The sequence below is a fragment of the Aneurinibacillus terranovensis DSM 18919 genome (assembly GCF_000430625.1).
GTDB classification, from domain to species: Bacteria; Bacillota; Bacilli; order Aneurinibacillales; family Aneurinibacillaceae; genus Aneurinibacillus_B; species Aneurinibacillus_B terranovensis.
Genome location: NZ_AUMJ01000065.1, coordinates 1 through 22503, shown reverse-complemented (window position 1 = coordinate 22503; position 22503 = coordinate 1). Strand labels below are relative to the sequence as shown.

Below are 22503 nucleotides of genomic sequence, written 5' to 3'. Positions count from 1 at the left end.
GAGGTTTGTATGACCCAATTAGTATTCATTCAAAACAATTGCATTGTCACTGATAGTATCACTGTTGCTCAAGCTTTTGGAAAACGTCACGCTGATGTACTTCGTGATATTGAAAATCAAATCAAGAAACTTCAAGAGGCTAATGAGAATGAATTTACTGAACGCAACTTTGCGCTGAGTGATTATAAGGATTCAACAGGTCGGAAGCTCAAACGATACCTTCTCACCGAAGAAGGATTCGCACTCGTGACCATGGCTTACACTACAGTCGAAGCAATGAAATTCAAAGTTAAGTTTATTAACGAATTCAATCGTATGAAGCAACAACTGGCAACACCGATGCCTTCCTACATGATTGAAGACAAAATCGCTCGCGCGGAACGCTGGATCGAAGAAGAAAAGCAACGACGCGAACTTGAAACTCAAAAACTAATGCTTGAACAGCGTGTAGCAGAATACGAACCGAAGGCCACTTATCTTGACCAGATACTCAAATCCAAAGACACGATAACCATCACACAAATTGCTAAGGATTACGGATTAAGCGGTCGGCAGCTAAACAAGATTCTGCATGAAGAAAAAGTTCAGTTTAAACAAAATGGACAATGGCTTCTTTATAAGAAGCATCAAGACTGCGGCTACACCAAGTCCCAGACCATCGATGTCATACACAATGACGGAAATCGTTCAGTCAAAATGAACACGCGATGGACGCAAAAAGGAAGGCTGTTCATTCATGAGATCCTTACAAAACGCGGCATCATCGCAAATATGGATCGTGATTCAGCCTAAATTTTTCCATGGTCTGACTACTTAATGCGCTTAAGTTCACGAAGTTCGCTTTCTTGTTCGAGAGAACGAAGGGCAAGCGACTCGAGAATTTTATCTTGTCTCTCCTGTCCTTTTACAAGACGAGCAAGCAAATCATCATGCTTTTTCTGGGTTTCTTTAAGGTCTGTAACATCACCTTGAAGATGTGCAACATCTACTTTAAGTTGTTCGATGTTTGCGCCCTGTACATCCAGACGCTCAATGATTTTGTTTAGTAAAACTTTGATTTCATCCATAAGAAATCACCCTTTCATTAGGTTAAGTAATTCGGTCAATTTCTTCCGTTCCTCCGGTGTTAGCTTCTTGGCTGTCTCTATGAGTTGCAGGAGGTCGGGGGGAAGGTCGGGAGTATGTCCGAAAAATTCACCAAGCGTTATCTGTAGCGCTTCGCAAATTGATGTCAGCTTGTCTATAGATGGTGTGGTTCTACCTTTTTCTATGTCGCTTAAATAAGGCTGTGAAATATGAGATTTTTTTGCTAGCTCAATAACTTTCATACCTTTTAAAGTTCTTAAGTCTTTAATTCTTTGTCCAATATCCAAAGTAATCACCCACCTACAATTATATAGCTGACAACTATATAAAGACAGAAGAACTGAATAATATTTATCGCAAATAACTATTTTTTTATTGACTATATCGTTGACAACGATATAATAGAAATTGAAAGGAGGTTGACAACGATGAAGAAAGTCAGAATGGTGAGAAACAGCAAAGACATGACTCAAAATGAACTTGCCGAAAAAGCTGAAATTGCCCAAGCATACTTAAGTGAAATTGAAACAGGCAAAACAATTCCATCAATACCAGTACTAAAACGCATTGCTCAAGCCCTTGGCGTAACGGTAGCCGAACTGCTGGATGAAGAAGAGCAAAAATTAGCCTAAATTTTTTACCCGTCTCAACTGGAACAACCAACCTCTATTGGAAAGGTGGTGAAAACATGCGACTCGCTTGTGTAAAAGAAGTTTACGAAACCAGTAATGGAAAGGAAGTCAATTTTCTGTTGAGTGAAGGGTGGCTGCTACACATGGTACACAGCCACGTCGGAAAGTTTTACTACTTACTCATTAAGCGTTAGAAAGAGAGGCTGTTAATTTCTTCTCTCTCCTTTTCTTGTAATGCGGTGCGGGTTAGTCCTAAACAGTATCTGTAATGAGATCCCCAATCAGCATGAACAATGTCTACAGATAATAAAACCCAACCTTTTTCTAGCGCTTGATTCACAGCATCGACATCATTTAATTCTTGAACCTGTTTAATATTTGCAAATTCCATATCTTCACCTCCTATCTATTCGGTTTGGAAGAACTCCAACTCGCCAAAGTCCTAGTTCTTCCTACATATCGATTCGACAGAAGAATGGGAATTCCTACAAGTTATGAAAGGAGGCTTAAGATGGCAACTAAGAAAAAAGACTGGTTGCCCCCGATCACACATTACGGACCTCGTTTCGAGCAATGCAAAAGGGAAGCGTTGCAAAACCTTATGCGGAAAGTTGCTCCCAGGTATCAACAGAAACGGAAAGGTGATAGCGCATGAATACCTTCCCAACCGCATACGATTTTCCAACCGTGGTCGATGCCATGCGATTCTACAATGCCGAAATCGACCGGGTGTATCGGCTGCCTATGCCGGAAAAGCTTCGTGAGTTGGACTACATGAAACAATTTCTCGATAGCGTGCATACACGGTTAAAACAAGAGAAAGGGGTGAGCACACTTGGAAAAACTACCACTCGTTGTAGAGCAATACCTGTACTACGGGATTTTCTATCGGATTCAACAACTTGATTCCTATATCTCTATGAACATGAACAGAACAGCTGTCGAAAATCTACACTCCGAAATCGAAGAAGTGATTGACTTCTGTGAAAAGAACTCGCTTTTTCCCACGAAATCTACGCGCAAGGAACTGGAGCAGATCTGGCAACGGTACGTGGAACTGGTGAAAAGCGAAACGGAAACCCCATGATGTAAACCTATCATAGCAAAAAATCTAAAAGGAGAACCGAACAAATGGCGAACGCGTTATATCGCAGGATTGAAATTGGCGCTCGCTTATGCAGATGCAGAAAAAACAGCTACAACGAAGAGCTGTGTAAACAGGATGCGCTGGCCAGGATACTAAGCACGACGCAAAAACACATAAGCAATATTGAGAATGGATATGCCGAACCTGATTTAAAATTAGCGGCCAAGTGGTGCCGAGTGACGGGTCACTACGAAGAGTGGTTGGTCATCAAAAACATGTACGACCTGGATGTTTTCTCGGTGCCACCTATTCACTTCGAATTCAATCAAAGCTTTTCTTCCACCATTGAGAACTTGCGGAAGCAGTTGAAAGAGGCCGTGGAAGCGCTGGATGAAATCTCGAAGATATGGAATGCGAGGCGGCCAGGCAAAGGCGCGGACGTGGACAGGATGATTGTTTACTCCAAAGAGCAGTTTGATTTGATACCGGCGATCGAAAGTTTTTTCTTCGCAGGGGAGAGGGAAGCCCATATGAATCCGGAAGAAGTGGCGCGAATCTGGACCCAGGAAGCACTCGCGAAAGGAATCACGATGCCGCGAATGGATGAATTATCCGGAAATAATTTGCTCGTTACAACCTAAGGAATCGGGGGAGCTACATGAAAGATTATCAAGAATTGCAAATGCTTCATGAAAAAGCCTGTTGGCACGAAGCAGCGGCCGATGACCACGCCAACTTGGACAGGCCATACGGACAAGCTGCAGCACAGGAGCATATGCAGATGGCACAGGAGTGTTGGAATGAGTATGGACGCTTGCTTGCTCGGTTGGAAACAGCGGAAGAGTGGCAACCGGACAAAGTGATTTTTCTACGAGGAGTGATTTTGAAATGAACAAACTAACAGATTGCATGGGAGCAGTGGAAGTTGTATGTGATGGGGACCATTCGCTAGGACGTAAAACTTTGACCATCGGCAATATGATTTACCTCTTTGAAAAGAGTGAAATGTATGAAAGGCAAAGTCTTGGCATTCAGGAAGTGTTAGAACGGACAGCGGAGTACGACATGAGTTTGATGGATGAAAAACAAAACGCGGCGTACGCAAAACGGCTGATAGAGAATCGTGAGCGTTTAGAAATGAAAAAGCTGCCATGTGCGGGAACACGATGACAGCTTAGGTTTGAAAAAGGATAACAACAGCATAACACACGTTCGTGTGTGCGGCAAGCTTGGGCTTGCTGCAAGGGCCGGGAATCCTCACTCCAACCGTTTCCCTCCATTCCCGGTTCCTGCAGCACTTCCGAGTGCTAAGTACATACAAGAAAGGCAGGTGAAAACATATGCAAGACATCGAAACGACAGCCGAATCCGTTGCGGACATCCTTGCTCAGCGACTCGACCGAGAACTCCCGATCAGCGAACGAATCTATCGCCGGGTACTCGCAGACGTTCTCGAAGATTCGGATGCAGTTGAGGAACTGGAAGACCGTATCAGATGCCATCCGGTAGTACAGGAAGTTTTCAGCGAGTACGAATGGAAGAAGCTGCAGCAGGCAAAGCGAGTGGACAAGCCGTTCTACTTTTTCGAGACGCCGGGTGGCGTAGCGGCTTATATGCGGGATGTACTTTGAGAGGGGGTGAATAAATGTTCTCCGGCTATTGTTTCGTTGAAAAGAACGGATGGCATTGTCCGCCGGTAAGGTTGAACAGTGCAGAGGAAGTATGGAGCTATGTTCAACTCCAAAAGCGGATATTTTCAGAAGTGCGAATTACGGATGCTGATGATTTTATCGTGGTTCAGGCTTTGGAAGGGAAGGTTGTTTTTCCGCCGGAATGGGCGCAGCTTGAAACGCAATAAAAAATGACCTGATAGCAGCAGGTCATTAGTGAAGTGGTTTTTTCAATAGACTTATTGGAATTTTACCACGGACGTTCTTTGAAAATCAAATAATTGGAGGGACTAATATGGCGACTATTAAGCGATTGGAAATTAAAAATGCGCTCGGTATCAAGGAACTGGAACTTTCCCCTGGTCAAGTCAACATTATTTCTGGCGGTAATGAGAAAGGAAAGACAAGTCTGTTGGAATCAATAGAGAAAGCCATTAATAACTCTGAGCGCCGGGCAAAATTTGTTCGAGACGGGGAAAGCGAAGCGCTGTTGTATGTTGAACTGGATAACGGACTTTCCGTTGAGCGAAAAATTAAACCGGATGGCAAAGGGACGGTCAACGTTACCCGGAACGGAGAAAAAATTAGAAAGCCAGAAACACTTCTTAAATCGCTTGTTGGAGAATTTTCGTTCAACCCCATTGATTTCATGAACAAGAAAGATAAAGAACAAACGGAAATCTTACTTTCTCTCATACCGATGCGTGTTACGGAAAACGACCTGCTGGAATGGTTTGGCGAAGTGCCTGCAGTCAACCTGGAACAACATGCTCTTCAGGTGCTTACATACCTCTCGGAAAAATATTTTTACGATCGCCGGACGGTTGCCAATACCGAAATGAAAGATTGCCAAAATGAAATCCAGGCTCTCTTTGAACAACTTCCGGACAATTATAACGGTGAGGAATGGCGATATATCAACCTTGGTGACTTATACAAAAGGGTTCAAGAGGGGCAGACGATCAACGCAAATCGTGAAAAATCACAGCAGTTTATCGAAGGTTATGAGCAGAGAATATCTGCTCTCAATAATAAATATTTGTTGCAGAAAAAAGAGCAAGAAGAGTTCTTTGCTTTTAAAGTTCAGCGTGTAAAAGACGGGATTGAAAAGGAAAAGCAAGAGATACAATCGGTTATCAATGATTATGAACATCAAATTGAAGAGCTTAAAAAAATGATTGACCTCAAGCGAAAGGACCTTGACTCGGTAGAGGAACGAGCTCAAGTGCAGATTGATAGTTTAGAGAGCCAGAAAGCGACCAACATCGCTGCCATAGAAAAAGAGCGAACATTAGAAATAGAAAAGGTTGAAACAAACTTGACTACAGCAAAAGAGTACCTGGAAAAACACCAGGAAATTGATATTACTTCTATCCAATCAGAGGCAGAAGAGGCGGAGCGTATGAAGTCTTTTGTTCCGTTGTACGACAAGATGAAGCAAGCGGAAATAACGTTTGAAGCCAAGGCTGCTGTAGCGAAACAACTGGATGATTACGTTAAATTGGCCCGACAGAAGCCAGCCGAACTGCTAGCAAACATCGAAATGCCGGTTGAAGGATTAGGCATTAATGAACAGATGCAGATCACAATTGACGATATGCCGATCCGAAATTTAAGTACTAGTCGGCAGATTAAGTTAGCCCTTGATATTGCTCGGGCGACAGCCGGGGAACTTAAGCTTATTAACATTGACCGTTTTGAATCTCTTGACGCTGAAAATCAGGAACTCTTCCTGAAAGAAATCGAAGGGGATGGATTCCAGTACTTCATTACCACGACAGATATTGAAAAAGACGAAAATGGTCATTGGCTTACGGATTTAAAAATCAAAACGGTATAAGTCGAAACCAGCGTCCGTTGTGGCGCTTGGTCGTCGGGAAATTGGCTACCCGGCCTGATGAGACAGCCTGAAAGGAAGGTGAATACATATGGAAGATGTTAAACATGGTGGTTGTCATGATTGTGGCAGCAAGTTGCAAGAAGTGTTGAAAAGTATTGAGAACCCAGCGACTCCATTGATGGGGAAAGCGGTTTGCGATGGATGTCTTAAAAAGCAGAAATAAAAAATGACCTGCAGCAACAGGCCGTTAATCAGACAACTTTAGTAAATTTGACAGATTTATTGTATCACGCAGTTTTCACCAGATGCAACGCTGGCCTTTGAAAACTAAATGGGAGGTATATGATGTGGAAGCGGTCCGATATGAAGAATTTCCAGACTTGCCGCAAGAAATTTTAGCAAAACGTTTGTTTGAAACGGAGCGAATGGAACGAGATGAATGGTTGTCCTCCAGGCGCAAAGGAATCGGCGGTTCTGATGTTGGCGCTATATGTGGAGTAAATCCTTACAAATCCGCGATGTCGGTTTATTTGGACAAAATTGGAGAAGCTATTCCGTTTGACGGAAATATAGCAACTGAAATCGGGAACGAATTAGAGCCTTATCTACGCCGCAAATTTACAGAATGGATGAAGGAAAATGAGGGAATTGATATCGAGGTTCAGGAGGAAAAATGCATCTTCCAGCATCCAGAACAAGGATTCATGTTTGCCAATCTTGACGGGGTTTTTTATCACCCTGAATATGGCCTTTGTGTTTTGGAGCTAAAAACAGCGAATGAGTTCGCTAAAGGATCATGGGAAGAGGATGAAGTGCCAGACAGCTATTATCTCCAGGTGCAGCATTATCTTGCCGTTACTGGATTGCAAATGGCTTACATCGGTTATCTCATTGGAAACCGTAAATTTGATGTTAAACAGATTCCACGGAATGATAACGTAATTGCCAACCTCATTGAAATCGAGCGCAATTTCTGGAATGAAAATGTACGAGTTAAAATACCGCCAATGCCGGACGGATCGGAAGATTCAGCAGTGGCTCTTAAAACACTTTATCCGGAATCGGACGGTACGATCATCGAGTTGCATCATATGCAAGAAGAACGTAATCGATACAAAGAGCTTGGTAAACAAAAGAAAGAGATTGAGCAGGAGATGGAGGCTATTAAGCAACGATTTATGGCCGAAATGAAAGACGCTGAAATAGCTTTTGTCGGGGAGAAGAAAGTCACTTGGAAGGTCGTAACTAAAAAAGGTTACTTTGTTCAACCGAGCGCTAACCGACAATTGCGGATTTATTAGGAGGTAGAGAAATGGCGAGTGTAACCGGAAAAAACATGGAAAACAAACTGGCCGTAAAAAAAGACCAAGGGATTCAGGAGAGACCAAAAACGTTGATAGATTTGGTTCTCTCGAAAAAGAACGAGTTTGCACAAGCTATCGGTAATAATGTGAACCCGGATAAGTTTCTACGGGTGGCCACGTTTTGTCTACGTACCAATCCAACATTGATGAAATGCAGCGCTCCTTCCGTTTTATCAGCACTTATGCAATCGGCGCAGCTAGGTCTTGAACCCGGGGTGCTGGGGCATTGCTACCTCGTTCCGTTCTGGTCAAACAAACTGAAATCTTTCGAAGCAACATTCATCATTTCCTACAAAGGAATGATTGAACTGGCCAGGCGATCCGGGAATATCGAGAGTATTGCAGCCCGTCTTGTCTATGAAAAAGATACATTTGAATTCGAATATGGATTGGAAGAAAAGATAGTACACAAACCGTATTTAGAAGGTCCGCGTGGCGAAATGAAGCTGGTATATATGATCGCTAAGTTTGTCGGCGGCGGACATTATATTGAGGTAATGACCAAAAATGAGATAGATCAGGTGATGATTCAATCTAAGTCATACGATAGCAAAAAAGGCGAACCAACAGGCCCCTGGAAAGACCACTACGAAGAAATGGCCAAGAAAACGGTCATTCGACGAGCGTTTAAGTATCTTCCAATCAGTGTGGATGATATGCGTGTCGTTGAGCAAGAGGGTAGGGTGAAACATGAAGTAAATGTACAGGATATGTCAACGGTTGACTGGATTGAAACGGAGGATTACACGGCGGAAGACATCCGCGAAGAGCCACAACCAGAAGAAAAACAGCCAGACGAGCCGCCGAAAAGCGACCTGGACAAGCTTCAGGAAGAAGTTGACCAGTTGAACTTTGATTAATAGAAGCAGGGGCACCTTCCTGGTGCCCGTCCAAAATGATGTCGTAGGGAAACCGAAAGGAGATTGTCATGGATAAAACAATCGTTATGCCGCTGTTCCTGACAGGTGAAGCGCCAGAGCAAACTTTACCTTCGAACAAGCTGGTCGAGCTTACGGAAGTAACAGCAACACTTATCAAGCACGCTGCCACATATAGAAAGCACGGACCGAATAGACCTCGTTCTCCACAGGAAATGAAACTAATTGCGAAGATGTTTAAGCAAACAATCGATAGCTGGTACGCAGAAGAGGTTGAAGAGTAACAAGTAAGCGGGGGCGCTCCGGCGCCTTCCTATCAATCTATTAGGGGGAAGAATCTATGAAGGCAGGTAAAAGGCCGACACGAAAACAGAAGCAAGCCATACAATTTGCGAGACTGAACCCGGCGAACTGGCTGGTCACCAAGAGTTTGCCGGACAAGCTACATCTGGTGCATCGGGAGACTGGTCGGGAGCGTAAGCTTCCGATGTAGGGGATATTGCACCATGGGAGACTCAGAACGATACAAATGCATCTGGTGTGAAAAGTCATCTACTGAATTAGATTATTTAAAGTTTGTGAAATTTATCGGAACTGGTTGGGGAATATGTCAGCTTTGCTATTGGAAATTAGAAGATGAAGGTTATATGGACACTAATCCAAATCAGAAAACAAAACTTCAAGCTTCTTTTTATACGAAAGCTACAATTCCGCCAGATATTCGGTCCGCTGTTTTAGAAAGAGACAATTACACATGCAGATACTGCGACAGTAAAATCGATTTGACCTTGGACCATATTTATCCTGAGTCAAGAGGCGGCGAAGCAACGATGGACAACCTGGTTGTCGCGTGTAGAAGTTGCAATTCCAAAAAAGGGAGCAAAACCCCTGAAGAAGCAGGAATGAAATTTTTAAATAGAGATGGCAGGCTTCGAAGGGAGAACGATACTTCATGAACTACATAAAAGAACTGAACGCCTTCACAAATTGGCTCGAAACAAACCCGTTAGATGCAACCACGCAGTGTTTATGGTTCCACTTAATGTCCATAAATAACAAATGTGGTTGGTCAGAGTGGTTTACGGTAGCTAATTTAACCTTGCAGGCGAAGTTGAGCATATCAGAGCGTTCTCTTCAAAAGTATCGAAATACTTTGGTCCAAAAAGGTCGAATCGAGTATAAAAAGCAGGGAACTCAAAAAGCGGGAAAATATCGCATTATTCCTTTCGAAGCAGAAACGAAAGAACAAGCAAAAACAAAGCTTACCGCAAAATTTTCCGTAAAGTATACGGTAAAACGTACGGTAAAGTGTTCTGCAAAATATGCGGTAAAGTGTTCCACATTAATTAAACATAAACAGAAACATAAACAAAAAGAAAAGCAGCAGCAGAAGCAGCAAAAAAAAGCGCCTGTGCAAAAAAAGATGACGGCATATGAACTCTATCAAAATACGATACGTATTTTTCCGAGTCTACCAGAACAAGCAGCCTTAGAGAAATGGATCACGGTCCTTGGAGACGACTTTGTTTATAAAGCCATTGAGGAATGCTGTAAGTCTGCAGACAAGGCTCCTAATTTTCGTTTGCTTGAAAAGATGATCAACGATTGGGTATCGCAAGGCGCTAGAACGGTGGAGGACATTGATAGATTACAAGCAGCTTTTCGAAACAAAAACTTAACCGTGATAAAAGGAGGGACAGTGCATGGCACAACCGGAAAGAGCTTGGGCTCCAGCATGGCAGAAAGCGAGCCAACCGAAAAGCATGGCGGATATCCTTCAGGGGCTGGAGACACTTCGATTGCAAAAGGTCGGACAGGAAGACTCCACAAACCATCCTACCTATGAGTGCGAGAAATGCCAGGACAAAGAGGGCTATATCGTCCGCGGTGAGGATGGTCGTGAATACTGGAGATTCTGCGAATGCCGGGAACAAAAGAAAACTAAGCGGATGTTTAAGTCCAGCCAGATTACCGAAGAGTTTCAGAAGCTTGGCTTTCGAAATTTCATCACGGAAAACCGGCCCAAGTGTGTAGTTGACGCCTATGAAACGGCGCAAGACTATCTCAAATACTTTGATAGATTTCGAAATGAACGGAAAAACAGTATAGCGCTACTTGGCAATCCGGGATGTGGGAAAACACACCTTCTCATGGCTGTTTCCAACAATCTCATGCGAAAAGGCGTTGGAGTTCTGTATTTTACCTGGGTTGACCTGCTGAATGAGCTGAAAGATGATTTTGACCTGCTGCATGAAAAAGTGCAGCGAATGCAGAAAGTGGATGTCCTGTTTATTGACGATTTATTCAAAGGTCGGAAAGAACCAACTCCTTTTCAGCTCGAACAACTATTTGCAATCGTGAATTATCGGTACTTAAATCATTTGCCAATCATGATTTCATCCGAACGTGACATTGACCAAATCTGCGAGATTGACGAAGCTATTGGTTCCAGGATTTACGAGATGTGCAGGGATTACACCGTTCTGCTACAGGGAAGTCGCAAGGAATTAAATTACCGACTCAGGGAGGCAAATTAATGTGCCAGGTATGCGGAGATACAGGCGTTGTGCAGGATGAACGGACCTATGGTGTGATGGTTAAACCTTGTTACTGCGAAGTGGCCCAAAGGAAGCAGGAGCAAGCGGTCAAGGAAATACAGGTGATGTTGGAAGCCATGGAAAGAATCGAGAGGGATATCGCATGATTTGCCGGGTATTACTTCCGGCCAAAGCAACGGTCAGAGCGCTCATCTGCTGCTTAGAAAGCATGCTGCAGCAGCTGTACAAGTTGGATTTGGACAAGCGGATTACGGGGTTTCGTATCAAGCGGGATATGAGCTGGGAGATTGAAACGGAGGATGATGTGTGATGAAGGCAGGGCGTGAACTTGATACATTGATCGCTGAAAAGGTAATGGGGTATGAACTATGTACAGAAACATTTTACAACCAACTCGATACCGCTGAAACTTACTATTTTATTTCTGGTGGCGATGTAGAGGTAGTTGAATACACCAGGGAAAGATGGTTGAAGTATATATTTTCTCCATCAACCAATATAGCAGCTGCTTGGCAAGTGGTTGAGAGGTTAAGAAATACACATGTATATCAATGCGATGACTTTGGACGAAATATGCACAAAAAAGTTCCTCATTACGCATGTTTTCATCCGATTGATAGAGGTTCATTATCTCGGGACGAAGGGGTACGAGCGAAAACGCCTGAACTAGCAATATGTTTGGCGGCGTTGAAAGCAGTCGGCTGGGAAGGTGAAGCTGTTGAGTGAACAGAAAAAACGCCACGGTCCAGCACCTGTCATCATCCCGAAGAAAATCGCGGATTGGGCCCGGGATACCAGCGCAGTTAGCCATGTGAATTCATACAAGGTCGGCGGTGGTCGGCCGAGTTGGAACGGGAGGAAATAGAGTTGACAAGAGAGGAGAAAAAAGCGGTTCGGCTGCAGATATGTGGGTTACTAGACGATCATTGTGCAATGTGCGAAACGAAGAAGCAAGCGATAAAAGGAACAAAAGGCCGTGCCTGGGACGAGGCTAATCAGAATCTGCAAAAATACTGCATCAATGAATGCCCGATCGGGATACAAATGAGAGCCCTCGGTACCATGCTTGTTAGCTCATCGGAAAAGGAAAAAAAATCGGCAGGACATCCTGTGGTATATGTCGATTTGACTGTAGAAGAATACCAGGCAAAGAAAAAGCAGGGGCTTCTGGATCATGAAATCGCCAAGCTTCACGGAATATCGCGGTCAGGATTCCAGAAACGGAAGGCAAGATGGCGTAAACAAGGGCTGATAGCGGGGTGAGAGGATGATCCAATTCACAGTCTATGGCGAACCCATAGCACAAGGCAGACCCCGGGCATCAACGATAAACGGCCATGTCCGGATGTACGACCCGGCAAAGTCCCGGGACTATAAAGACTACGTCAGACTGGTAGCATCCGAACACGCTCCAGCAGCATTGTTAGAAGGGCCGTTGGTGATGGTTGTCAATGTGTATCGGCCAATCCCGAAATCATTCAGCAAGAAGAAAACAGCTGCTGCAGAAGCCGGGCAGATACGGCCGACAACAAAGCCGGATGCGGACAATTACGTCAAGGGAATCAAGGACGCATTGAATAAGGTCATCTGGAAAGACGACAGTCAGATCGTGAGCGTGACAGTCGCCAAGTTCTACAGCCAGCGGCCACGGATTGAAGTGAAGGTTCAGGAACTTGAGGAACAAGCGCAGCAGTTATCAATTATCTAAAACGAGAGGAGAAATGAAAGATGCCATATATCGAGTTGAAGGGACTTGTAAAGAAAGTGAATCTAAAGCCGAACGGGGAGAAAGAAATCTTGCTGGTTGTTCCCAGCGATGAGCTGAAAGGGAAACTCGATTCTCTATCTGAAATGATTGGTTGCCGGGTAGATGTGGCGTTGGAATCGCTTATTGTGAACTACAACGTTGTGCTAAACGCTCAAACCAATGAACCATTAAAAACCTACAAGGTAGATGACAAGGGCGTCGTACATGAAGTAAAGCCGGAAGGAGAACAGTTGGAAGTTGATCTTGGTCTTCCGAAGGAGAAAATCCCCACGGTTGAAGAGAAAGAACAAGCTGAACGCGAAATCATCGATGAATTCATTTTGAGTGGCTTGGCTCCGAGTTTTGACGATCTGCCATATGACTTTGCCAATATCGTGAAGCGCCGTCTGGAAGGCGAAACGTACATGAAGCTGGCTTCCGAGTTAGAAATATCATCCGGCAAGATTGTGGAGCTGGTGGACGAATACCGGAAGCGTATCGCTCCGTTGGCTATGAAGTGGGATGAATGGAGACAAGATAAAGAGCAGCCGAAGCAGGAGGGTAAAACAATAGCTGAAGCAGAGGATAAGCCTGAGGCAAACGAGTCGGAAGGCAAGGATGAAGGCGAAGAAGAGCAGCAAAATGGAGCTGCGTAAGAGTGTTGAAATAATCGGTTGCCTACCGGCGTCCTCCCGGGCGCTGGTGGGTGGATTATATTGGTCCGGGATGCCGGAAGAAGCGGGAGGAGGGAGGAAAGCAATGAACATCATCAGTTTAGGGGCCGGAGTTCAATCAACGACTATGCTGCTTATGGCCGCACATGGAGAAATCACTCCAAAGCCAGATTACGCCATCTTCGCTGATACGGGTTGGGAACCAAAGAAAGTGTATCAACACCTCGAATGGCTAAAAAAAGAAGCTGCTAAGTTCGGGATAAAAGTTATTGTTACGCAGGAGAAAAACATCAAAGATGATCTACTCTTCGCCATAAATTCTGAAAGTAAAACTGGTAAAGCGGGATTTACGAATCTGCCGTTCCACTTAATCAATAAAGACGGTACTAGAGGGATGGCGAAACGGCAATGTACAGCAGAATATAAGATTCGTCCTATACAGAAAAAAATACGAGAGTTACTTGGGTATAAACCTCGCCAGCGGATTAAAGAGAAGGTAACACTTTGGATGGGAATAAGCACAGATGAAATTCAACGGGTTAAACCTAGTCGAGAAAAATGGATTGAACACCGGTGGCCACTGATTGAAAAAAGAATGAACCGGTTGGATTGCCTCTCCTGGATGGAGAGAAAAGGCTATCCACAGCCTCCTAAAAGCTCCTGCGTTGGCTGTCCGTTCCACAATGATGCTTTGTGGTTGGATATGAAATTAAACGATAAAGAGGCTTGGGAAGAAGCGGTTGAGATGGACAGAGCGATAAAAAAATTACACAGACTTAAAGGTAAACCTTATCTTCACGGTTCTTGCCAGCCATTGGACGAAGTCTATCTGCATGAAAACCAGATAACTATAGATCTTTTTGATAACGAATGTGAAGGAATGTGCGGAGTTTAGCGGGAGGAGGAACAATGAAGAGGAAAGCAGTCAGAGAAATCATCGTAGATAACTTCGCCGGCGGGGGCGGGGCTAGCACCGGTATTGAGATGGCAACCGGGCGCAGCGTAGACATTGCTATCAATCATGACCCTTCGGCCATTGCAATGCACAAGGCGAACCATCCGGAAACGGAACACTACTGTGAGTCGGTGTGGGATGTGGATCCGCGAAAAGCAGTGAGAGGCAGGCCGGTTGCGCTGGCGTGGTTTAGTCCTGATTGTAAACACTTCTCTAAGGCTAAAGGCGGCAAGCCGGTTGAGAAAGGGATACGGGGGCTGGCGTGGGTAGCTGTCAGATGGGCGGCGACAGTCCGGCCGCGAATCATCATGCTTGAGAATGTCGAAGAATTCAAGACATGGGGGCCGCTACTGGAGAACGGGCAGCCCGACCCAAAGAAAAAGGGCAAAACGTTTCAAGCATTTGTGAATGCATTGAAGCGACAAGGCTACGAAGTAGATTGTCGGGAACTTCGAGCGTGTGACTACGGTGCGCCGACCATCCGAAAAAGACTATTTTTGATTGCGCGTTGTGACGGACAGCCGATCGTTTGGCCGAAGCCGACACACGGTGACCCAAAGAGCGAAGAGGTTAAGGCAGGAAAGCTGAAACCATGGAGAACGGCAGCGGAAATCATTGATTGGTCGCTTCCTTGTCCGAGCATATTTGAGAGAAAAAGACCACTGGCTGAGAACACACTACGACGCATAGCGCGGGGGATTCAGCGGTTTGTGTTGGAGAACCCGAATCCATTTATAATCCGTGTTAATTACAGTGGCTCTGATCATCATTACACAGACTCAATTTATGACCCGTTGAAGACTATCACAGCAAAAAACGGATGGGGAATGGTAACACCGTTCATAGCAAAATACTACGGTGAAACATCACATACAGAAGTACACGGTCATGAGCCGGGAGATCCCCTGCATACTATCAGCACGGCTAATCGGTTCGCATTAGTCACCAGCCATTTAATCAAGCTGCGCGGGACCTGTAAGGATGGACAACCGGTAACTAAACCGATGCCGACCATAACGGCTGGCGGTAACCATCTCGGAGAAGTCCGGGCGTTCCTGCTGAAATACTATGGTGCCGGTATCGGGCAGGATGTGAGGGAACCCCTACATACAGTTCCTACAAAAGATAGATTTGGTCTGATAACCATTCACGGACAAGACTATCAAATCGTTAATATCGGTATGCGAATGCTAGAGCCTCATGAACTCTTTGCAGCACAGGGATTCCCGAAAAACTACATCATTGACCGGGACGCTGATGGGAAGTCTTATCCGAAGTCTGCGCAGGTAGCGCGATGCGGAAACGCCGTACCACCGCCGTTTGCAGAGCACCTTGTTCGGGCGAATTTGCCGGAGTTGTGTACCGGGGCGGGAACCATGCTGTCCTTTGAAAGATATCGGGAAGCGGTCGGGCAATTGGAATTTTCAATGTAGGAGGAAATATGGATGTTAACAAAGTGAATAGTAGATTCATTTTGTGCAGGAAGGGAGATATGTATATGAGTCGTAAATTCGAAGATTACAAAGCAGATGTCACTTTCGATGTATGGATGAGTGGTGGGAACGTAGATTCCATTGACATGGATATGGTCAGGGATTACTACTATTCAGGCTACTATCCAGAAGAAACGGCAAATTCGATTTGTCAACGGACCCGAAGTGAGTACAAATACTATGATGAACAGTACGAATAAAATACGCAATATAAGACTGGAAATTAAAACACCCATTTCCACCATAAAATCCGAATAGCCAATTAAAGGAGGACGTAAAGCATGAATCTATCAAAACTATTTGAAATGCAGCGGGAACTAAATGCACACATCATCAAGGAAAAAGGATTGGAAGGACAGGATTTGATGCCGAATACAATTCTGGCTCTGCAGGCGGAGCTTGGGGAGCTCGCCAATGAGTGGCGCGGATTTAAACATTGGAGCAATGATCGGGAACCGAGAACATTTAAAAGAGATAGTTGCCCAGATTGTGCGAAACGTGGTTTTTCAAGATACAATCCACCGAAAGAAGAAAATTATTGGTGCGAAACGTGTGCTGGATACCTTGTGATAGACAAAAATCCTCTACTTGAAGAATACGTTGATTGTCTGCATTTTATCCTTTCGATTGGATTGCAAGTTGGTGTATCGACTGATATTGATGTAACGCCGTGTCCTCCAAACAAAGATATTCGTAGCATCACGATAAGATTTATTAAGCTAATGAAAAACGCTGATTCGGTGATAGAACACGACAATAAAGAATTAGCATGGAGTATTTATGCAGGTAGTTTCATCGGACTTGGTGCAGAACTCGGCTTCACCTGGGAACAAATTGAACAAGCTTATTTTGAGAAAAACAAAGTAAATCACACCCGGCAAGAATCTGGATACTAAGGCGGTGAAAAGGATGTACGGACAAATTGGTTCAACTGTATATGAAGTGACAAATCTATTGGCAGAGTGGCGGGAGAAAGGAGGGATAGCATGAGGGAGATTAAGTATCAAGCTTGGCTACATGATGAAAAGAAGATGGTCAATGTCGCAGCTATAAATCTTTTCGATAGGTTTATCCAGTATTATGATACGACGAATTGTAAAGATGATGCGGAAATATTTGAACTCTTAAGGGAACCACCAAACGCAGATTGTCCGTTTGAAAGGTGCGAACTCATGCAATACACCGGTCTAAAGGATCGGAACGGCAAACTGATTTACGAAGGTGATTTATGCCAAAAAGATAATGTTTTGTATGAAGTGAGATGGGTTGAAAACTGTGCTAAATTCGGCGTTAAAGTCATTAAATCCGATTCTGTTTTGATAAGAGGGTGTACTTTCCCGATCCAGCAATACTTAAAAGATGGCTCCTTAGAATGCGTTCTTGAGGTAATTGGGAACATCTATGAGAATCTGGAAATGCTGGAAGTGGAGAAATAAAAAAAGACCAGCTAATAGCTGGCAAATGAGAAGAAGAAAAATGTTTTACGCACGAAAATCTATCTTTTGTCCTTTTCCATCAATGTCTGGTCCTTTGCCATCTTTATCATTATCATGATCTGGGTCACTAACAGCTTGCACCTGTTGGAGTTGAGGATTGTTGTTTGTTTGTTGATTTTTGAGTTGGCTATAACCTTGATAAATTTGGGGACCTAATCCTGAAATTTGCATTTTTACATCTCCATTCTAAAAGTAATGTTTAGGAAATTGTTCCTATGCAATTATAGCCGTTGTTTCTGAAAGTTCTATGAAAAGTGGGGTGTTTATGAGAGATGGAACAGCTTGATTTGTTTCCGGACATGCCTACGTTTGAACCGATTCCAGATTCAAATCATATGAACAAAATGGTTCGTCAGTTCGGTGAAGGGCCAGAGGGGACAACATGTGGCACATGTCGCCATCTATGGAAGAAGCGGTGGAATGGATCATATTTCAAATGCAAGTTGTACGGAGATTCAAACGGGCCGGGAACGGACTTCAGGAAGAAGTGGCAGAGCTGTAGGAAATATGAAGCACAGGGGGATGAGGAGAATGAGTGAGTTAAAAGCTTTTGCAATCGGTCCTGATCGGTATGAAGTTGTTGTTGGATATGACGAAAAATCCGTCGTGGAATGGCACAAGAATGAAGCGGGCATAAGCGATGAAGACTTTCGAGACTATGAAATAAGAGAATTTCCTATGGATAAAGAGGTTCGTCTTGAAGGCGGAATCACTACAACTGTATGTGAATGGATGAAAGATGTTACTGAGTTCCCGGCTATTGCTTTTTGGAAGGAAGATTAGTGTTCGGAAAGGACGACGATGAAATGACTGAACAAGAACTGAAAGAAATACGGGATCGTTTGGCAGCTGCTACACCGGGGCCGTGGAGAATACCGTCCAAATGTGATGAATACTCATATTATCTTTGTGATGAGGAATGGGATGATTTCGGACATATCATAGTCGATAGGAATGACGCAGAGTTTATCGCTCACGCACCAGAAGATATTCGCCGGCTACTGGATGAGGTCGAAAGGGTGAGGAGCGCTCTGTCCGATATCGTCGCTACATCGAACGATTGGGAATACTGGATGAGGTTGAAAGATTGATCTCATTGGATTCGTATAGCCAAGCATATGATAGTGAATTTTTATACAGACATATAAATAATCATGCGAGGTGAAAGAATGCGTGTCGGGATTCTGGACATTGACACCAAAAAAGAAAAAATGGGCCATGGTAAGTTTGATCGTTTCCCGAACTTAGCATGCGGAAAAATTTACGGATACCACAAAATGCAGGGTGATGAGATTTTTTATCCGTACAATGGGGAGCGTGTCGATCGGCTTTATGTATCCACGATTTTCAGTTGGTCAAGACAAGCCATTAAACGAATGTTGCCATTGTGGGAGCAGTTAGCTGACGAGATTATTATTGGCGGATCGGGGTGGGATGAATATCCCAATAATGTTCACAGTCTGCCCAAAGAGATTGAATCTATGGACCCAAGATGGACATACGATTTGTACGGCATTGACTACGGGATCGGCTATACGGTCAGAGGGTGTCACGTTGGATGCGGATTCTGTATGGTGTGGCGGAAAGAAGGATTGAAGGAGCACAGAGTCTCACACATTGAGCGTTTGATCAATCCAAAGTCAAATCATATTGTTCTGCTGAACAACAATTCCTTTGCCGATATCGGATTTTTTGAGGACGTTGAAGAAATCCGTCAGCGTAAGCTTACGGTAAATTGGAATCAAGCCAACGATATTACGATCCTAACTCCCAGGCATGCTGAAGCTATTTCGAGTGTTGATTTTTACAACTTCGCCAAGACAGAAAGAACGCTTCATTTTGCCTTTGATCAGATGTTCAAGCATAAGGTGATCGAGAAGGATGAGAACTATCCTACCTATTCATCGTTAAAGCATATACCAGCAGACATGATGAGGATTGAAGAATTAAAGGACAACAAGGTTAAAGTGAGCTTCGACATGATGCGTGTTGTACCTGAGAAACTTCGACTCCTGTCCGAGTTTGGGATCCGAAAACGAAAAGTTACTTTTTACATGCTGATCGGTTATGACACAACGCTGGAAGAAGACCTTGAACGATTCTGGCTTCTCCAGCAATACGATGCCAACGTATACGCAATGATGTTTCGTGATTTAAACGGAAAGGTCGGTGTAGACGGTCGTGGGAACAAGCAGTCGCCACATGTACAGCCGTTTCGTGATTGGGTCAATGGCAAAGCTTTTCGCAATGTAAGGAATTTCTTCGATTTCGACAGGTATCAATCAGCTCTTGGTAAACAACGGCAGTTAACATTGTTTTAGGTTATACCTTCTGGACCAGATATCTATAATACAAGCATATGAGACCTGCATCAGAAAAGCGGTAGAAGCGCTGAAATAAAAATCCCCCTCTCCTGGCCGCTAACCGGTGAGGGGATCCCTTGCTTAGATATACACACATATATTCTATCATGAGCAGGGGGAGATATGGTATATGGCAGAACTCAAGGAAATTACAAGTAACATAGAGAGTCAGAATGCAACGATAGATTTGTCCGGGGAAGATAAGCTCTATCTGGTAGCCGGCGGCGTACTCTATCAGGTTGAATTTCCCCGCTTTGGCCGGATGGAAGCCACGGTGGTGGATGGGGAGATAGTAGGTTTTGACTTTAGCATAAAGGCCCGGGTACCGAACCGGCAGGAACGCAAAAGAAATAAATAGAGAGAGTCTGACCGAGTACCGGAGGACACTGAACACACCTAATAGGGTGTAGTTTCGGTGTCCTTTTTTATTTTGCAAAGTGAGGTGAGTGAAATGCAATTTCGGGACATCATCGGCAAAGAGATAGAGAAGCAGATGCGAAAAGCCGTGCCGCAGAAGCCACAGAATCGCCGTGAGAAGGCGAGAAGTAAACCGGAGGAAGAATGTATCAACTTCGAACAATTGATGCGTGTACGGGCGTATAGGCGGGGACGTGGTGGAGCGATTAGGCAGATACGATATTAAAAGGAGGAGCAGGTCATGGATAATCAATATTTTTTAGAAAAGGTTTGTGCAAAGTGTCCAGGTTCACAATGGGGAAAATCAAGCATGTGCCGGATTCATGACGTGCATATCGGAAAGGTAGAGAGCTGCCCTCAGTGGGACGAGTACCAGACAAGCCAATTGAAAGACCATGATGGGCAGATGGCGTTTCTTGATTTGGAACCAGCATTAGAGGCTGTGCAGCGTGTGGAGCAAGATTTGAGGGATTACCGCTGGATGGCCGAGAAGGTTCAAGCGCTACAGAGTTGGGATGAACATGAGAAGAAGTATCCGAGAGAGGTATGGGAGAACATTCTGGGCGCTGGAACGGCACGGTATGGCATCGAATCATCCCTGCCAAAGGCGAAGGGCGTTAATTCGGATGTGACCTATCGGGAAGCACAGAAGTTATTGAGAAATTGGGAACGCATGAAGCGATATGAGCGTAAGGTGAAGAAGCTAGAGGAAGCAGTTGCCTCATTGCGTGATGAAAGGGAGCGGGCAGTGGCAGAAGGGTTGATGGATGGGGAGAAGTTGTTTGCCATTGCCCAGCAGCTGGATGTGAGCCGTCAAACGGTGCATGAGATTAAGCGGTCAATGATACGGAACTTAGCCTGGAATATGTATGAGGATGAGATGAGGGAAGGCCTGCCGGCATAGTGGTGGGCTTTTTGCACTTTGAAAGGGATATGCTGAGGGCAAGCAACCAGCTATGTGCTTCAATAATAATATTAACCTGCAAAAAATAAACTAACCTGCTTACTTGTGCTTCGCCTGCGCGTTTCGTATAATGTAAATAAATTAAGATCTAGGCGGTGAGGGCAGGATGGCGAATATTGAAGCAGTTTTAAGGCGTTATGATTCTATTCTTTCTGGAAATACTTACGATTCTCCGTTGAACAATGGTCGCGATTTTAAAACTTTTGTTATGACTAATTTTCGAGGAGGGATCGGCAAAACAACACTTTCTTTTAACATTGCATACAAGTTCACTATGAATTACCGAACACTATTAGTAGACGTTTGCCCACAGAGAAATTTTTCGGAATTGTTATTGGATAAAGATGTAAATAATGCAAAGCCGACCATTTATGATGCCCTATTAGATCGGATTATGGGCGTTGCTTGGAAAGATGCCTCGGAAGAAATGGAGCCTCTTTCTAGAAGAGTTAAAGACACTAATCGAGAATTTGATGGCAGGAAAATATCACACGTAATACCAGGGAGTAATGAACTTTTTTTATTTCCTAGTACACTTTATACTCAATTGAATCAATTTTATGCTATGGGCGGACTACAAAAAACAAAAGCTGTAGGAAATCTATTAAATTCTTTGGATTTGATTATCAAAAATGAGACTAATGATTTAAAAACCGAGAAAGTATTAATAGATTCCAGTCCATTTTTTGGTGGTGCCACTCATTTAGCATGGATGGCAGCCGATGCATTAATAATCCCTGTTAGGGTAGACGAGCAATCTCTATTCGCGCTGGAGCTTACTTTAAAAATGCTGCATGATGATAGTAGTGATTTCAATATGTGGAGACAACGAGCTGGAATTGATAAAAAACCCAAAATCCAAGCAATTGCGCTTACTCATTGTGGTTGGAACAGACAAGCTGAGCATCAAATTGACGGTACTTCTTTGATGTTTATTGAAAGAGCTGTGGAAATTGCTAATAATTATGTAGAATGTTTCAGTACCGATAATCCAATTGATCATTTTTCGTTACTTTCAGATTTCCAGAGTTCTGGTAAAATAAGTGGGTCATTAGGTATACCTATTGATAAATTAGAGGCAAGAAAATTCCATACAGTGGAGAAGAAGAGACTTCAAGTTAATAAAAGTGTGGAAAGATATAAAAGAGAGCTAGATTACCTTTTTAAATTACTGGATTAGCACCTATTACGGTGCTTTTTCTTTTGCCTTAAAGCTGTGTGTAGTAACGCTTCACTTTACATGTTAGACTTTACTTTACAAAGTAGACTTTACTTTACA

At 43.9% G+C, this 22503-nt stretch carries 39 protein-coding genes; 35 read left to right on the top strand and 4 right to left on the bottom strand.

Annotated features, from left to right (window positions below):
* Positions 1 to 9: 9 nt before the first annotated feature.
* Positions 10 to 792: a phage regulatory protein/antirepressor Ant gene (locus H525_RS0112525; protein ID WP_027416499.1), complete on the top strand. Its 783-nt coding sequence runs from the start codon at positions 10 to 12 to the stop codon at positions 790 to 792.
* Between the two features lie 17 nt (positions 793 to 809).
* Here the strand turns inward: H525_RS0112525 and H525_RS0112520 are convergent, their stop codons facing one another.
* Both H525_RS0112520 and H525_RS0112515 read right to left on the bottom strand, forming a co-directional pair.
* Positions 810 to 1067 carry a hypothetical protein gene (locus H525_RS0112520; protein WP_027416498.1) on the bottom strand — a complete coding sequence of 86 codons (258 nt, stop codon included), beginning with the start codon at positions 1065 to 1067 and terminating at the stop codon, positions 810 to 812.
* A 6-nt stretch (positions 1068 to 1073) separates the two neighbouring features.
* On the bottom strand, positions 1074 to 1373 hold the full coding sequence (locus tag H525_RS0112515) for a helix-turn-helix domain-containing protein (RefSeq protein ID WP_027416497.1): 300 nt from the start codon (positions 1371 to 1373) through the stop codon (positions 1074 to 1076).
* A gap of 141 nt (positions 1374 to 1514) precedes the next feature.
* Between H525_RS0112515 and H525_RS0112510 the strand changes: the two genes are divergently transcribed.
* A complete protein-coding gene (locus H525_RS0112510) occupies positions 1515 to 1718 on the top strand; it encodes a helix-turn-helix domain-containing protein (protein ID WP_051331005.1) in 204 nt (67 codons plus the stop codon).
* A gap of 190 nt (positions 1719 to 1908) precedes the next feature.
* Here H525_RS0112510 and H525_RS0112500 read toward each other — a convergent pair whose 3' ends face one another.
* Positions 1909 to 2109, bottom strand: coding sequence for a hypothetical protein (locus tag H525_RS0112500; protein WP_027416495.1), 201 nt, complete (start codon positions 2107 to 2109; stop codon positions 1909 to 1911).
* Positions 2110 to 2553: 444 nt separating this feature from the next.
* Here H525_RS0112500 and H525_RS0112490 point away from each other — a divergent pair, with 444 nt between their 5' ends.
* The 26 genes from H525_RS0112490 to H525_RS25625 all read left to right on the top strand — a co-directional run bounded on the left by H525_RS0112490 (position 2554) and on the right by H525_RS25625 (position 17420).
* A complete protein-coding gene (locus H525_RS0112490) occupies positions 2554 to 2805 on the top strand; it encodes a hypothetical protein (protein WP_027416494.1) in 252 nt (83 codons plus the stop codon).
* A gap of 44 nt (positions 2806 to 2849) precedes the next feature.
* Positions 2850 to 3446 (top strand): helix-turn-helix domain-containing protein, encoded by a 597-nt coding sequence (locus H525_RS0112485; RefSeq protein WP_027416493.1) that lies wholly within the window; start codon positions 2850 to 2852, stop codon positions 3444 to 3446.
* Positions 3447 to 3463: 17 nt separating this feature from the next.
* A complete protein-coding gene (locus H525_RS0112480) occupies positions 3464 to 3697 on the top strand; it encodes a hypothetical protein (RefSeq protein ID WP_027416492.1) in 234 nt (77 codons plus the stop codon).
* Positions 3694 to 3975 (top strand): hypothetical protein, encoded by a 282-nt coding sequence (locus H525_RS0112475; protein WP_027416491.1) that lies wholly within the window; start codon positions 3694 to 3696, stop codon positions 3973 to 3975. Before H525_RS0112480 ends, H525_RS0112475 begins: the two co-directional genes overlap by 4 nt.
* Positions 3976 to 4145: 170 nt before the next feature.
* Positions 4146 to 4436 (top strand): hypothetical protein, encoded by a 291-nt coding sequence (locus H525_RS0112470; RefSeq protein WP_027416490.1) that lies wholly within the window; start codon positions 4146 to 4148, stop codon positions 4434 to 4436.
* A gap of 14 nt (positions 4437 to 4450) precedes the next feature.
* A complete protein-coding gene (locus H525_RS0112465; protein WP_027416489.1) occupies positions 4451 to 4663 on the top strand; it encodes a hypothetical protein in 213 nt (70 codons plus the stop codon).
* Positions 4664 to 4770: 107 nt separating this feature from the next.
* Positions 4771 to 6315, top strand: a complete 1545-nt coding sequence (locus H525_RS25640) for a hypothetical protein (protein ID WP_027416488.1) — start codon at positions 4771 to 4773, stop codon at positions 6313 to 6315.
* 88 nt (positions 6316 to 6403) lie between these two features.
* Positions 6404 to 6538 carry a hypothetical protein gene (locus tag H525_RS29015; protein WP_281172618.1) on the top strand — a complete coding sequence of 45 codons (135 nt, stop codon included), beginning with the start codon at positions 6404 to 6406 and terminating at the stop codon, positions 6536 to 6538.
* A 124-nt stretch (positions 6539 to 6662) separates the two neighbouring features.
* Complete coding sequence (locus H525_RS23895) at positions 6663 to 7616, top strand: YqaJ viral recombinase family nuclease (RefSeq protein WP_051331004.1); 954 nt, start codon at positions 6663 to 6665, stop codon at positions 7614 to 7616.
* Positions 7617 to 7627: 11 nt separating this feature from the next.
* The gene (gene recT, locus H525_RS23890) at positions 7628 to 8539 is read left to right on the top strand and encodes a recombination protein RecT (RefSeq protein ID WP_035100920.1); all 912 of its coding nucleotides are present in this window, start codon (positions 7628 to 7630) and stop codon (positions 8537 to 8539) included.
* A gap of 68 nt (positions 8540 to 8607) precedes the next feature.
* Positions 8608 to 8841, top strand: coding sequence for a hypothetical protein (locus H525_RS0112440; protein ID WP_027416487.1), 234 nt, complete (start codon positions 8608 to 8610; stop codon positions 8839 to 8841).
* Between the two features lie 56 nt (positions 8842 to 8897).
* On the top strand, positions 8898 to 9050 hold the full coding sequence (locus H525_RS29545; protein WP_425387693.1) for a DUF6906 family protein: 153 nt from the start codon (positions 8898 to 8900) through the stop codon (positions 9048 to 9050).
* 13 nt (positions 9051 to 9063) lie between these two features.
* Positions 9064 to 9513 (top strand): HNH endonuclease, encoded by a 450-nt coding sequence (locus H525_RS25635; RefSeq protein WP_051331003.1) that lies wholly within the window; start codon positions 9064 to 9066, stop codon positions 9511 to 9513.
* Positions 9510 to 10403 (top strand): DnaD domain protein, encoded by an 894-nt coding sequence (locus H525_RS23880; RefSeq protein ID WP_051331002.1) that lies wholly within the window; start codon positions 9510 to 9512, stop codon positions 10401 to 10403. The genes H525_RS25635 and H525_RS23880 overlap by 4 nt, the downstream gene beginning before the upstream one ends.
* Positions 10357 to 11094, top strand: coding sequence for an ATP-binding protein (locus H525_RS0112420; RefSeq protein ID WP_245590479.1), 738 nt, complete (start codon positions 10357 to 10359; stop codon positions 11092 to 11094). The genes H525_RS23880 and H525_RS0112420 overlap by 47 nt, the downstream gene beginning before the upstream one ends.
* Positions 11094 to 11261, top strand: a complete 168-nt coding sequence (locus H525_RS27330) for a hypothetical protein (protein ID WP_155837253.1) — start codon at positions 11094 to 11096, stop codon at positions 11259 to 11261. Before H525_RS0112420 ends, H525_RS27330 begins: the two co-directional genes overlap by 1 nt.
* A complete protein-coding gene (locus H525_RS27325) occupies positions 11258 to 11425 on the top strand; it encodes a hypothetical protein (RefSeq protein ID WP_155837252.1) in 168 nt (55 codons plus the stop codon). The genes H525_RS27330 and H525_RS27325 overlap by 4 nt, the downstream gene beginning before the upstream one ends.
* Positions 11425 to 11841, top strand: coding sequence for a BC1872 family protein (locus tag H525_RS0112405; protein ID WP_027416485.1), 417 nt, complete (start codon positions 11425 to 11427; stop codon positions 11839 to 11841). The genes H525_RS27325 and H525_RS0112405 overlap by 1 nt, the downstream gene beginning before the upstream one ends.
* A 120-nt stretch (positions 11842 to 11961) precedes the next feature.
* Complete coding sequence (locus tag H525_RS25630; RefSeq protein ID WP_211237006.1) at positions 11962 to 12378, top strand: zinc-finger domain-containing protein; 417 nt, start codon at positions 11962 to 11964, stop codon at positions 12376 to 12378.
* A 4-nt stretch (positions 12379 to 12382) separates the two neighbouring features.
* Positions 12383 to 12823, top strand: coding sequence for a RusA family crossover junction endodeoxyribonuclease (locus H525_RS0112395; RefSeq protein WP_027416484.1), 441 nt, complete (start codon positions 12383 to 12385; stop codon positions 12821 to 12823).
* 20 nt (positions 12824 to 12843) lie between these two features.
* Positions 12844 to 13518 carry a hypothetical protein gene (locus H525_RS0112390; RefSeq protein ID WP_027416483.1) on the top strand — a complete coding sequence of 225 codons (675 nt, stop codon included), beginning with the start codon at positions 12844 to 12846 and terminating at the stop codon, positions 13516 to 13518.
* Entirely contained in the window at positions 13481 to 14431 is a 951-nt protein-coding gene (locus tag H525_RS0112385; protein ID WP_245590478.1) for an adenine nucleotide alpha hydrolase family protein, read from the top strand. Before H525_RS0112390 ends, H525_RS0112385 begins: the two co-directional genes overlap by 38 nt.
* Positions 14432 to 14445: 14 nt before the next feature.
* Positions 14446 to 15924, top strand: a complete 1479-nt coding sequence (locus H525_RS0112380) for a DNA cytosine methyltransferase (RefSeq protein ID WP_027416481.1) — start codon at positions 14446 to 14448, stop codon at positions 15922 to 15924.
* A gap of 65 nt (positions 15925 to 15989) precedes the next feature.
* Positions 15990 to 16184, top strand: coding sequence for a hypothetical protein (locus H525_RS0112375; RefSeq protein ID WP_155837250.1), 195 nt, complete (start codon positions 15990 to 15992; stop codon positions 16182 to 16184).
* 81 nt (positions 16185 to 16265) lie between these two features.
* On the top strand, positions 16266 to 16880 hold the full coding sequence (locus H525_RS0112370; protein ID WP_027416479.1) for a dUTP diphosphatase: 615 nt from the start codon (positions 16266 to 16268) through the stop codon (positions 16878 to 16880).
* A 90-nt stretch (positions 16881 to 16970) separates the two neighbouring features.
* Positions 16971 to 17420 carry a YopX family protein gene (locus H525_RS25625; protein WP_051331000.1) on the top strand — a complete coding sequence of 150 codons (450 nt, stop codon included), beginning with the start codon at positions 16971 to 16973 and terminating at the stop codon, positions 17418 to 17420.
* A gap of 45 nt (positions 17421 to 17465) precedes the next feature.
* On the opposite strand, the gene H525_RS0112360 is transcribed toward H525_RS25625, so the two are convergent.
* Positions 17466 to 17651, bottom strand: coding sequence for a hypothetical protein (locus H525_RS0112360; RefSeq protein WP_027416478.1), 186 nt, complete (start codon positions 17649 to 17651; stop codon positions 17466 to 17468).
* A gap of 360 nt (positions 17652 to 18011) precedes the next feature.
* Here H525_RS0112360 and H525_RS0112350 point away from each other — a divergent pair, with 360 nt between their 5' ends.
* The 7 genes from H525_RS0112350 (at position 18012) to H525_RS0112320 (ending at position 22404) form a co-directional block, all read left to right on the top strand.
* Positions 18012 to 18263, top strand: coding sequence for a hypothetical protein (locus H525_RS0112350; RefSeq protein WP_027416477.1), 252 nt, complete (start codon positions 18012 to 18014; stop codon positions 18261 to 18263).
* 23 nt (positions 18264 to 18286) lie between these two features.
* A complete protein-coding gene (locus H525_RS0112345; RefSeq protein ID WP_162142497.1) occupies positions 18287 to 18571 on the top strand; it encodes an ead/Ea22-like family protein in 285 nt (94 codons plus the stop codon).
* A gap of 78 nt (positions 18572 to 18649) precedes the next feature.
* Positions 18650 to 19801 carry a radical SAM protein gene (locus H525_RS0112340; RefSeq protein ID WP_027416475.1) on the top strand — a complete coding sequence of 384 codons (1152 nt, stop codon included), beginning with the start codon at positions 18650 to 18652 and terminating at the stop codon, positions 19799 to 19801.
* A gap of 172 nt (positions 19802 to 19973) precedes the next feature.
* On the top strand, positions 19974 to 20201 hold the full coding sequence (locus H525_RS0112335; protein WP_027416474.1) for a hypothetical protein: 228 nt from the start codon (positions 19974 to 19976) through the stop codon (positions 20199 to 20201).
* A 57-nt stretch (positions 20202 to 20258) separates the two neighbouring features.
* The gene (locus tag H525_RS0112330) at positions 20259 to 20486 is read left to right on the top strand and encodes a hypothetical protein (protein ID WP_027416473.1); all 228 of its coding nucleotides are present in this window, start codon (positions 20259 to 20261) and stop codon (positions 20484 to 20486) included.
* A gap of 15 nt (positions 20487 to 20501) precedes the next feature.
* Positions 20502 to 21164, top strand: coding sequence for a helix-turn-helix domain-containing protein (locus tag H525_RS23860; protein ID WP_051330999.1), 663 nt, complete (start codon positions 20502 to 20504; stop codon positions 21162 to 21164).
* Between the two features lie 166 nt (positions 21165 to 21330).
* Positions 21331 to 22404 carry a ParA family protein gene (locus H525_RS0112320; RefSeq protein WP_027416472.1) on the top strand — a complete coding sequence of 358 codons (1074 nt, stop codon included), beginning with the start codon at positions 21331 to 21333 and terminating at the stop codon, positions 22402 to 22404.
* The last annotated feature ends 99 nt before the right edge of the window (positions 22405 to 22503 follow it).

Coding starts and splice junctions, on each gene's coding strand:
- H525_RS0112485 (WP_027416493.1), top strand. CDS start 2,850: ATGGCGAACGCGTTATATCGCAGGATTGAAATTGGCGCTCGCTTATGC.
- H525_RS27325 (WP_155837252.1), top strand. CDS start 11,258: ATGATTTGCCGGGTATTACTTCCGGCCAAAGCAACGGTCAGAGCGCTC.
- H525_RS0112335 (WP_027416474.1), top strand. CDS start 19,974: ATGGCAGAACTCAAGGAAATTACAAGTAACATAGAGAGTCAGAATGCA.
- H525_RS0112480 (WP_027416492.1), top strand. CDS start 3,464: ATGAAAGATTATCAAGAATTGCAAATGCTTCATGAAAAAGCCTGTTGG.
- H525_RS29015 (WP_281172618.1), top strand. CDS start 6,404: ATGGAAGATGTTAAACATGGTGGTTGTCATGATTGTGGCAGCAAGTTG.
- H525_RS0112525 (WP_027416499.1), top strand. CDS start 10: ATGACCCAATTAGTATTCATTCAAAACAATTGCATTGTCACTGATAGT.
- H525_RS0112320 (WP_027416472.1), top strand. CDS start 21,331: ATGGCGAATATTGAAGCAGTTTTAAGGCGTTATGATTCTATTCTTTCT.
- H525_RS0112510 (WP_051331005.1), top strand. CDS start 1,515: ATGAAGAAAGTCAGAATGGTGAGAAACAGCAAAGACATGACTCAAAAT.
- H525_RS23880 (WP_051331002.1), top strand. CDS start 9,510: ATGAACTACATAAAAGAACTGAACGCCTTCACAAATTGGCTCGAAACA.
- H525_RS0112345 (WP_162142497.1), top strand. CDS start 18,287: ATGACTGAACAAGAACTGAAAGAAATACGGGATCGTTTGGCAGCTGCT.
- H525_RS0112465 (WP_027416489.1), top strand. CDS start 4,451: ATGTTCTCCGGCTATTGTTTCGTTGAAAAGAACGGATGGCATTGTCCG.
- H525_RS0112380 (WP_027416481.1), top strand. CDS start 14,446: ATGAAGAGGAAAGCAGTCAGAGAAATCATCGTAGATAACTTCGCCGGC.
- H525_RS0112500 (WP_027416495.1), bottom strand. CDS start 2,109: ATGGAATTTGCAAATATTAAACAGGTTCAAGAATTAAATGATGTCGAT.
- H525_RS27330 (WP_155837253.1), top strand. CDS start 11,094: ATGTGCCAGGTATGCGGAGATACAGGCGTTGTGCAGGATGAACGGACC.
- H525_RS0112385 (WP_245590478.1), top strand. CDS start 13,481: ATGAAGGCGAAGAAGAGCAGCAAAATGGAGCTGCGTAAGAGTGTTGAA.
- H525_RS0112475 (WP_027416491.1), top strand. CDS start 3,694: ATGAACAAACTAACAGATTGCATGGGAGCAGTGGAAGTTGTATGTGAT.
- H525_RS25635 (WP_051331003.1), top strand. CDS start 9,064: ATGGGAGACTCAGAACGATACAAATGCATCTGGTGTGAAAAGTCATCT.
- H525_RS0112390 (WP_027416483.1), top strand. CDS start 12,844: ATGCCATATATCGAGTTGAAGGGACTTGTAAAGAAAGTGAATCTAAAG.
- H525_RS0112405 (WP_027416485.1), top strand. CDS start 11,425: ATGAAGGCAGGGCGTGAACTTGATACATTGATCGCTGAAAAGGTAATG.
- H525_RS0112470 (WP_027416490.1), top strand. CDS start 4,146: ATGCAAGACATCGAAACGACAGCCGAATCCGTTGCGGACATCCTTGCT.
- H525_RS0112520 (WP_027416498.1), bottom strand. CDS start 1,067: ATGGATGAAATCAAAGTTTTACTAAACAAAATCATTGAGCGTCTGGAT.
- H525_RS0112395 (WP_027416484.1), top strand. CDS start 12,383: ATGATCCAATTCACAGTCTATGGCGAACCCATAGCACAAGGCAGACCC.
- H525_RS0112440 (WP_027416487.1), top strand. CDS start 8,608: ATGGATAAAACAATCGTTATGCCGCTGTTCCTGACAGGTGAAGCGCCA.
- H525_RS29545 (WP_425387693.1), top strand. CDS start 8,898: ATGAAGGCAGGTAAAAGGCCGACACGAAAACAGAAGCAAGCCATACAA.
- H525_RS25625 (WP_051331000.1), top strand. CDS start 16,971: ATGAGGGAGATTAAGTATCAAGCTTGGCTACATGATGAAAAGAAGATG.
- recT (WP_035100920.1), top strand. CDS start 7,628: ATGGCGAGTGTAACCGGAAAAAACATGGAAAACAAACTGGCCGTAAAA.
- H525_RS0112340 (WP_027416475.1), top strand. CDS start 18,650: ATGCGTGTCGGGATTCTGGACATTGACACCAAAAAAGAAAAAATGGGC.
- H525_RS0112360 (WP_027416478.1), bottom strand. CDS start 17,651: ATGCAAATTTCAGGATTAGGTCCCCAAATTTATCAAGGTTATAGCCAA.
- H525_RS25640 (WP_027416488.1), top strand. CDS start 4,771: ATGGCGACTATTAAGCGATTGGAAATTAAAAATGCGCTCGGTATCAAG.
- H525_RS23860 (WP_051330999.1), top strand. CDS start 20,502: ATGGATAATCAATATTTTTTAGAAAAGGTTTGTGCAAAGTGTCCAGGT.
- H525_RS0112370 (WP_027416479.1), top strand. CDS start 16,266: ATGAATCTATCAAAACTATTTGAAATGCAGCGGGAACTAAATGCACAC.
- H525_RS0112375 (WP_155837250.1), top strand. CDS start 15,990: ATGAGTCGTAAATTCGAAGATTACAAAGCAGATGTCACTTTCGATGTA.
- H525_RS0112350 (WP_027416477.1), top strand. CDS start 18,012: ATGAGTGAGTTAAAAGCTTTTGCAATCGGTCCTGATCGGTATGAAGTT.